The organism is Pseudomonas sp. (genome assembly GCF_030696055.1).
Classification (GTDB): domain Bacteria; phylum Pseudomonadota; class Gammaproteobacteria; order Pseudomonadales; family Pseudomonadaceae; genus Aquipseudomonas.
On the sequence record NZ_JAUYNP010000273.1, the window covers coordinates 1 to 7661 of the forward strand.

The 7661-nt window shown below is 64.0% G+C and carries 7 protein-coding genes; 2 read left to right on the top strand and 5 right to left on the bottom strand.

Annotation, left to right across the window (positions count from 1 at the left end):
* Window positions 1–65 precede the first annotated feature (65 nt).
* The 3 genes from Q8Q83_RS16240 to Q8Q83_RS16250 form a co-directional block, all read right to left on the bottom strand.
* Window positions 66–1466, bottom strand: coding sequence for a hypothetical protein (locus Q8Q83_RS16240; RefSeq protein WP_305625165.1), 1401 nt, complete (start codon window positions 1464–1466; stop codon window positions 66–68).
* Complete coding sequence (locus tag Q8Q83_RS16245; protein WP_305625166.1) at window positions 1441–1617, bottom strand: DUF2897 family protein; 177 nt, start codon at window positions 1615–1617, stop codon at window positions 1441–1443. Before Q8Q83_RS16245 ends, Q8Q83_RS16240 begins: the two co-directional genes overlap by 26 nt.
* A 115-nt stretch (window positions 1618–1732) precedes the next feature.
* Window positions 1733–3079 (bottom strand): class II 3-deoxy-7-phosphoheptulonate synthase, encoded by a 1347-nt coding sequence (locus tag Q8Q83_RS16250; protein ID WP_305625167.1) that lies wholly within the window; start codon window positions 3077–3079, stop codon window positions 1733–1735.
* Window positions 3080–3358: 279 nt separating this feature from the next.
* On the opposite strand from Q8Q83_RS16250, the gene Q8Q83_RS16255 reads away from it, so the two are divergent.
* Window positions 3359–4132 (top strand): spermidine synthase, encoded by a 774-nt coding sequence (locus Q8Q83_RS16255; protein ID WP_305625168.1) that lies wholly within the window; start codon window positions 3359–3361, stop codon window positions 4130–4132.
* 181 nt (window positions 4133–4313) lie between these two features.
* On the opposite strand, the gene Q8Q83_RS16260 is transcribed toward Q8Q83_RS16255, so the two are convergent.
* Window positions 4314–5105, bottom strand: a complete 792-nt coding sequence (locus Q8Q83_RS16260; RefSeq protein WP_305625169.1) for a crotonase/enoyl-CoA hydratase family protein — start codon at window positions 5103–5105, stop codon at window positions 4314–4316.
* Between the two features lie 339 nt (window positions 5106–5444).
* On the opposite strand from Q8Q83_RS16260, the gene Q8Q83_RS16265 reads away from it, so the two are divergent.
* On the top strand, window positions 5445–7169 hold the full coding sequence (locus Q8Q83_RS16265) for a DEAD/DEAH box helicase (protein WP_305625170.1): 1725 nt from the start codon (window positions 5445–5447) through the stop codon (window positions 7167–7169).
* A gap of 98 nt (window positions 7170–7267) precedes the next feature.
* Here the strand turns inward: Q8Q83_RS16265 and Q8Q83_RS16270 are convergent.
* Window positions 7268–7661 (bottom strand): class III extradiol ring-cleavage dioxygenase (locus Q8Q83_RS16270; RefSeq protein ID WP_305625171.1); only part of this gene is annotated, 394 nt, incomplete at its 5' end.

Below are 7661 nucleotides of genomic sequence, written 5' to 3' on the forward strand. Positions count from 1 at the left end.
CGGCTGATTTCGCCTTGCCTAGCCGTCGCTCGCTACATTTTTCAACGGCCTGCTAGCCGCGGGCTTTACGGCTGGTGGAAATAGCGCTCGAGCAAATGCGGGTCATCGAAGTGCGCGCGGCCGATAAAGGCTGTGGCGTGGCGCCCCCATTGGCGCATGCTGCCGGGCGCGGGAACCCCCGAGGGCCAGAGTAGCCAGCGTTCCAGACGCTGGCTGCCGGCTATCAGGCCATCGCTGCCGTACAGGCTGCGCCGGCCTTGCGGATGGGGTAGTAGACGCAGTTGGTCGAGCGCGGCGGCTTGGTAGCTCAGCTGCGGATAGGGCGAGCGGCGGACATCGACCCACTGCAGCTGATGCTCGCCCGCGCTCAGCCACAGGGTCGCGGCTTGCTCACCCGTGAAATTCAAACGTTGCGCCTGGCGCGCTTCCTCGCCGGCGGGTTGGCGCAGCTGCAAGGGCGAGTCCGCCGGCAGGTAAAAGCTGTGCCAACAACCGCAGGGGTGGATGCTGTCATACAGCAGGGCGTTACCCTGGCGGTCGAGGGTCACCCGCCAGAGCAGGCCGTCCAGTTCGCCGCCGAACAGGTCCAGGGCATGGGGTTTGGGGCGCTGGCTAAACCAGAATTGGTAGATCAGTTGCAGGTGCCAGCGGCCATTCAGCTGGCTCCAGCCGCTGTGCTGGTAAACCGGGCTGAGCTGCTGGGTGAAGCCCAGGCTGCCATCGGCGCGGTAATAGGGGCTGCCGATGCGGTCGCTGCGGCTGGCTTGGGCGATCTTCAGCCAGGGCGCATGGCGGGCAAAGAGCGCGGCGAGTTGTGGCGCATCCGCCTGGGGCAGGCCCAGGGCATCCTCGTTCAGCGGCAGTATGGGGGCCGGCTCTGCGTTTATCTGCAGCGGCTGATAGCTGAGCCAGTGCGCGCCGTCCGCCGGCGCCGTGGCCAGAATCGCGCTCTGCTGCCAGGCGTTAATGCTGCGGCGGAAGATGGGTTTGAACAGCGGATAGATGCCCAGGGTGCGGGCCCAACCGCGGTAGTCGTCGGGAACCTGGGCGGCCTCGACGGCCTCGGCAAAGGCCCTTGGCGCGCCTGCCAGGCGTTCTATCTGGGCGCTGCGGCAGCTGCTCAATGCCGCTTGCCGTTCGGCACTGCTCCAGGCGCGTCGCGGCTCGGCCGGCAGCTGGGCGATCTCGATCTGGCTGGCTTCAGCGTCGTGGGCGGCCAGGCGCTGCAGCCACAGTAGGCGTTGCTCGGCGCTGCGCGCGCTGGCGCCAAGCGCCGCCAGGCTTCTATCGCTGCGCAGGCCGGCAAAGCCGGGCAGGCGCTGGTACTGCGCGTCCTGCTGGGCCTGGGTGGCGCTGTGCAACTGGCTGAACAGTGCCGCGCAGTTATCGGCGGGGCCGGACGGCAGGCTCGCGCATCCGGCCAATACAAGCCCCAGCAGGCTAGCGCTGATCAGCGTCCTTGGCATCGCGGGCGTCCATCTCGAGCTTGCGTTGACGGATTCTGGCCAGCTGCTCCTCGCTTAGCGGCAACGGCTTGGCGGTGCGCAACAGCACCATCAGCCCGCCGACTATGGAGCCCAGCACCAGAATGATCAGTAACCAGATATACCAAGGCATGGGGCGCCCCTCGATAGATGAGTGTTCACCATATGCCGATCTGCCCGACTTGTCAGATGGCCGGGCGCTGCTTTGCAGCTAGCGTCAGCGGATTATCCGCGAGCCGCTGCTGGTCTCAGTGGCGCACCTGCTTAAGGGTTTCGGCGATCAGGAAGGCCAGTTCCAGGGATTGGTCGGCGTTCATCCGTGGGTCACAGTGGGTGTGGTAGCGATCCGACAGGCCCGCCTCGGTGATCGGCCGCGCGCCGCCTATGCATTCGGTGACGTTCTGCCCGGTCATTTCGATATGGATACCGCCGGCGTAGCTGCCCTCGGCCTGGTGCACGGCGAAGAACTGCTTCACCTCGGCGAGGATCTGCGCAAAATCCCGGGTCTTGTAGCCGCTGGACGCCTTGATGGTGTTGCCATGCATCGGGTCGGAGCTCCACAGCACCTGGCGGCCTTCGTGCTGCACGGTTTGGATCAGACGCGGCAGGCCGGCTTCGACCTTGTCCGCGCCCATGCGCACGATCAGGTTGAGGCGACCCGGATCGTTGTCCGGGTTGAGGATGTCGATCAGGCGTATCAGCTCGTCGCTGGCCATGCTCGGGCCGACCTTGACTCCGATCGGGTTGCCGACGCCGCGCAGGAACTCGACATGGGCGCCGTCCAGTTGGCGGGTACGGTCGCCGATCCACAGCATATGCGCCGAGCAGGCGTAGTCGCCGCCGGTGAGGCTGTCGCGACGCACGAAGGCTTGCTCGTAGTTGAGCAGCAGCGCCTCATGGGCGGTGAAGAAGTTGGTCTCGCGCACTTGCGCAGAGCCGTCCATGCCGCAGGCGCGCATAAAGGCCAGGGTCTCGTCGATGCGGTTGGCCAGGTGGCTGTATTTCTCGGCCAGCGCCGAGTTGGCGATAAAGTCCAGGTTCCACTGGTGCACCTGATGCAGGTCGGCGAAGCCGCCCTGGGCGAAGGCGCGCAGCAGGTTCAGGGAGGCGGTGGACTGGTGGTAGGCCTGCAGCAGGCGCTCCGGGTCCGGCACGCGGCTGGCGGCGTCGAAGCCGATGCCGTTGACTATATCGCCACGGTAGGCCGGCAGGGTCACGCCGTCGATGGTTTCGTCATTGGCCGATCGCGGCTTGGCGAACTGTCCGGCCATGCGCCCGACTTTCACCACCGGGCAGCCGGCGGCGAAGGTCATGACGATGGCCATCTGCAGCAACACCTTGAAGGTGTCGCGGATCTTCGCCGCGCTGAACTCGGCAAAGCTCTCGGCGCAGTCGCCGCCCTGCAGCAGGAACGCGCGGCCCTGGGTGACCTCGGCGAACTGACGGCGCAGCTCGCGGGCCTCGCCGGCGAACACCAGCGGCGGGTAGCCGGCCAGGGTCTGCTCGACTTGCGCCAGGTGGGCGGCGTCCGGGTACTGCGGTTGTTGCTGGATCGGCTTGGCTCTCCAGCTTTCAGGGCTCCAGGGTTGCGACATTGCGGCTCTCGGCTTCAGGCAATTTAGGCGGTAAGGCATGGTAACCGATTCAAGCCGATAGCTGCGGCGATAGCCTCGATAGAGGCGCTGCATAAGCGCTTAGTGGCCGGGCAGCCGGCCATGGTGGTCTAGGGCGATTCCGCGGTGTTAATGCTTGAGCCTTCGAGCCGTGAAATGACGTTGCGGCTAATTAGCGCGTGACCCGAGGTGGCTGCCTCCATGACAATTAGCCCCTTGCCCCTGGCCGAAAGGGTCGGGGATATCTGGGTGGAGAGTGGGATGCCAGGTTTACCCCCGGTGGATCAAATGCCGGAGCCGGTGCTGATCGCCGAAGTGCGCGATGCTTTCGGCGTGATTCAAGTGGTCGAAATGGGTGCTTATCGTTTTCTCGAGTTCGGCGAGTCGATCGAGCAGAGCTGCGTGTTTATGGCCGACCCCAGCTGGCTGGAGTACGACTACACCCGCGCCATGCTGCTCGGCGCGCTGTGCCACGAGGAGCCGGAAAGCGCGCTGTTTCTCGGCTTGGGCGCCGGCAATCTGACCCAGGCCTGCCTGAAGTTTCTGCCGCTGGACGATGTGGAAGTCATAGAGCTGCGCCCGGATGTGCCGCGTCTGGCCATGCAGCATATGGGGCTGACCGACGACCCACGCCTGACCATTCGCATCGGCGACGCCCTGGAGTTGCTGGAAAGCGCGGAAAAGACCGACCTGCTGTTTGTCGACCTCTATACCGATCATGGGCCGGCCACCGGTCATCTGGCCTGGCGCTTTCTGGAAAACTGCCAGAAGCAGCTCAATCCCGGCGGCTGGCTGATTATCAACCAGTGGGCCGGCAACGACGGCAAACCCCTGGGCGCGCCGCTGCTGCGCGGCCTCTACCATCGCCACTATTGGGAGTGTCCGGTGAAGGAGGGCAATGTGGTGCTGCTGGTGCCGGCCGACCTCGACCAGCAACTGGACATGGACGAACTGCGCCGCCGCGATGAACTGCTGGCGCCGCAGCTGGGCTATTCCCTGTTGCCACTGATCAAGGCGCTGCGCCCGGCGACTTGATCCGCCAGGCCCATTCTTAGCGCAATGCCGTTCACTTAAGCCAAGTGAACGGCATTTTTGTAGCCCGGATGAAATCCGGGGGAACTTTACCCCTGCAAATCTGCCCCCGGATTGCATCCGGGCTACGTTCCGGGAACCTTGCTTGCGCAAGATGCCCCCTTAAGTGAACAGCATTGCATTCTTAGCGGCCTTTAAACTCGCCCTGGCGCCGCTCCAGCATGGCGCGCACGCCTTCCTGGGCATCTTCACTGGCCATCAGCCGGGTTACGGTGGGGTGCAGGCTGGCCGCCGCCGCGGCTTGCCCTTCAACTACGGCCTGGCGTGCCGAGGCGAGTGTGGCCTGCACGCCCAGGGGTGCCTGGGCGGCGACGCGCTCGGCCATCCAGATCGCCCGGTCCATCAGATCCTCACTGGCCAGCACCTGCTGGATCAGGCCCAGGCGGTAGGCTTCGTGGGCGTCGAATTCATCGCCGGTGAGCAGCCAGCGCATGGCGTTGCCCCAGCCGGCCGTCTGGTGCATGCGCAGGGTCGCGCCGCCGAAGGGGAAGATGCCGCGCTGCACTTCCATCTGGGCGAAGCGGGTGTTGCTGGCGCACAGGTTGATATCCGAGGCGAGCATCAGTTCGATACCGATGGTGTAGCAGTAGCCCTGGGCGGCCACTATCACCGGTTTGCTGGTGCGCGGTCCGCCGAATACGCCCCAGGGGTCACAGCCTCCTGCGGGGATCTGCCAGCCAGCGGCGAACTGGGCGGCCACGTTGGCCAGGTCCAGCCCGGCGGTAAAGTGTTCGCCATGGGCAAACACCAGCGCCACGCGGGCCTCGGCATCGCGCTCGAACTCGCCATAGGCCAGGCACAGGTCATTGAGCATATCCAGGTCAAAGGCGTTGCGTTTGCTCGCCCGGTCCAGGCCGATCAGCATGATCTGACCGCGTTTTTCACGGCTGACACGGCCGCTGCTGCTTTGCGTCATGGCGGAGAGTCCTTGTACGCAGGTTTAGGGGGGCGTTCTGCTACTACAACTTGCCATCCGCAGGCTACCAGAGGATGACCATTCGGCGCGGTATCCGCTTTATTTGTGGCTTATTTATGGAAAAGCAGGCACATCGGCCAGGTTTTCCGGTATAGTGCGCGCCGGTCAATTCTTGGCCACGTTCAGGTAGCACAACTCGCCCGAAGGTTAACTTTGGCAGTTAGTTCGCATTGCGGACTATCCTTGACGATTCATTTATCACTACGTTTTCGCAAATCCCCGCCGACATGGCTGCCAGGGCGACTCTCGAGTCTTACACGGCATGCGCAGCTTTGGAGCATGGGTCTTTGCGGATGCACTAGAGGCAGACCCATGACCCAGGAAATCGGCGGCTTCGCCGCTCTCGATCTACATCCCAATGTTCTCGCTGCTGTAATTGCCACTGGCTATGAAGAGCCTTCGGCTATTCAGATTCAAGCGATTCCAGTGATCCTCGCCGGCCACGACATGATCGGCCAGGCGCAGACCGGCACCGGTAAAACCGCTGCCTTCGCACTGCCAATCCTCAGTCGTATCGACCCGGCCAAGCGTCAGCCACAGGCGCTGATCCTTGCGCCGACGCGTGAGCTGGCGTTGCAGGTTGCCACCGCCTTTGAAACCTACGCCAAGCAAATGCCGGGCGTAAATGTCATCGCCGTTTACGGTGGTGCGCCGATGGGCCCGCAGCTCAAGGCTATCCGCAATGGCGCACAGATCGTTGTGGCCACTCCGGGTCGTCTGGTTGACCACCTGCGTCGTGACGAGAAAGTGCTGTCGACCATTCAGCACCTGGTGCTCGACGAAGCCGACGAGATGCTCAAGTTGGGCTTTATGGATGACCTCGAAGTGATCTTCAAGGCCATGCCGGAAAGCCGTCAGAGCGTGCTGTTCTCCGCCACTCTGCCGCACTCGATCCGCGCCATCGCAGAAAAACACCTGCGTGACCCCAAGCACGTCAAGATCGAAACCAAAACCCAGACCGTGACTGCCATCGAGCAGGTGCATCTGATGGTTCACGCCGACCAGAAGCACGCCGCCGTACTGCGTCTGCTGGAAGTCGAAGAGTTCGACGCGCTGATCGGTTTCGTGCGCACCAAACAAGCCACCCTGGATCTGGCCGCCGCGCTGGAAGCCAAGGGCTACAAGGCTGCCGCCCTCAACGGCGACATCGCGCAGAACCAACGTGAGCGCGTGATCGAGTCGCTGAAAGATGGCCGTCTGGACATCGTCATCGCTACCGACGTGGCCGCCCGCGGTCTCGACGTACCGCGCATCACCCACGTGATGAACGTGGACATGCCCTACGATCCGGAATCCTACGTACACCGTATCGGCCGTACCGGCCGTGCCGGTCGTACCGGTCGCGCCCTGCTGCTGGTGACGCCGCGTGAGCGTCGCATGCTGCAGGTGATCGAGCGAGTTACCGGGCAGAAAGTTGGCGAGGTCAAACTGCCGAACGCCCAGCAAGTGCTGGACGCACGCATCAAGAAACTGACCAACAGCCTGGCGCCGCTGGTGGCCGATGCCGAAGCCAGCCACGGTGAGCTGCTCGATCGTCTGACTGCCGACATAGGATGCAGCCCGCGTGCCTTGGCCGCAGCCCTGCTGCGCAAGGCCACCAATGGTCAGGCCCTGACCCTGGCTGAAGTTGAGCGTGATCAGCCGCTGGTGCCGAGCAGCAGTGGCCCGCGTGAACGTAGCGAGCGCAGTGATCGTGGTGACCGCCCTGAGCGTTCCGATCGCGAAGGCAGCCGTGAGCGTCGTGCTCCGGTGCCGTTGGCAGAAGGCCGTGCCCGTTGCCGTACCGCCCTGGGCGCACGCGACGGTATCGCCGCGAAGAACCTGCTGGGCGCCATCCTCAACGAAGGCGGTCTGGTCCGCGAAGCCATCGGCCGCATCCAGGTGCGCGAGAGCTTTAGCCTGGTCGAGCTGCCGGAAGAAGGCCTCGAGCGTCTGCTGACCAAGCTGAAAGACACCCGCGTCGGTGGCAAGCCGCTGAAGCTGCGTCGTTATCGCGAAGATTGATTGTTAACGATTAAGCCGCGCGAACCCAAAAGCCCCGCATTGTGATGATGCGGGGCTTTTTTGTGCCTGACGGTTTACCGGCCGGTTAAGGCCGTGGCTCAGGCAAAGCTATAGATATCCATGCCCAGGGCGCCGAGGGTAAAGCCGCTGTGTTCGACCTTGAACGGGCCGCCGGCGCCACGGGCGAAGAACAGTGGCAGCAGATGTTCGTCGCTGGGGTGGCTGCGTTTTGCATAAGGGGCTTGCTGGCGGTAGTCATGCAGCGCCGCTTGCTCATCCTTGCTCAGCTTGTCCACCATCCAGTCGCGAAACGCCTGGGCCCAAGGCTCGATGCTATCCGGGCCGGCTTGCCAGTCCAGCTCACCGAGGTTGTGGGTGATGCTGCCGGAGCCTATCAACAGCACGCCTTGCCCGCGCAGCTTGCTGAGGGCCTGGCCGACCTGGGTTTGCAGGGCCGGGCCTTGGTTGCTGGGCAGCGATACTTGCACCACC